We start from the raw sequence: 602 nt of genomic DNA on the forward strand, positions 1-602 counted from the left end.
AAAACAATGTGGGTGCATAGCTCAGCTGGATAGAGCAACGCCCTTCTAAGGCGTGTGTCCGGGGTTCGAATCCCTGTGCGCTCACCACATTCATAGGGGATTCGCCAAGTCGGTAAGGCATAGCACTTTGACTGCTACATGCGTAGGTTCGAGTCCTGCATCCCCTGCCAAGTAAATATTGTGATCCATTAGCTCAGTCGGTAGAGCACCTGACTTTTAATCAGGGTGTCCCGCGTTCGAGTCGCGGATGGATCACCAATTGGAGAGGTGTCCGAGTGGTTTAAGGAGCTGGTCTTGAAAACCAGTGATGCTTAACGGCACCGTGGGTTCGAATCCCACCCTCTCCGCCAAATGCCCAGATAGCTCAGTCGGTAGAGCAGGGGACTGAAAATCCCCGTGTCGGTGGTTCGATTCCGCCTCTGGGCACCAAAATGTGGCGGTATAGCTTAGTTGGCTAGAGCGTTCGGTTCATACCCGAAAGGTCACAGGTTCGACTCCTGTTACCGCTACCAATATATGTGGACCATTAGCTCAGTTGGTTAGAGCGCCCGGCTCATAACCGGTAGGTCCGGGGTTCGAGTCCCTGATGGTCCACCACTTTT

Annotated in this window: 7 tRNA genes; all 7 read left to right on the plus strand. The window is 53.3% G+C overall.

The window, feature by feature from the left end:
* The first annotated feature begins 10 nt into the window (after positions 1 to 10).
* A tRNA-Arg gene (locus BN899_RS18110) sits at positions 11 to 87 on the plus strand.
* A 7-nt stretch (positions 88 to 94) separates the two neighbouring features.
* Positions 95 to 170 (plus strand) — tRNA-Gln (locus tag BN899_RS18115).
* A 12-nt stretch (positions 171 to 182) separates the two neighbouring features.
* Positions 183 to 258: transfer RNA gene (locus BN899_RS18120), tRNA-Lys, on the plus strand.
* 3 nt (positions 259 to 261) lie between these two features.
* Positions 262 to 350, plus strand: a tRNA-Ser gene (locus BN899_RS18125).
* Positions 351 to 353: 3 nt separating this feature from the next.
* Positions 354 to 429 (plus strand) — tRNA-Phe (locus tag BN899_RS18130).
* A gap of 6 nt (positions 430 to 435) precedes the next feature.
* Positions 436 to 512, plus strand: a tRNA-Met gene (locus BN899_RS18135).
* Between the two features lie 8 nt (positions 513 to 520).
* Positions 521 to 597, plus strand: a tRNA-Ile gene (locus BN899_RS18140).
* Positions 598 to 602 lie beyond the last annotated feature (5 nt).

Origin of the sequence: Faecalimicrobium dakarense (assembly GCF_000499525.1) — a bacterium.
Lineage (GTDB): Bacteria > Bacillota > Clostridia > Peptostreptococcales > Peptostreptococcaceae > Faecalimicrobium > Faecalimicrobium dakarense.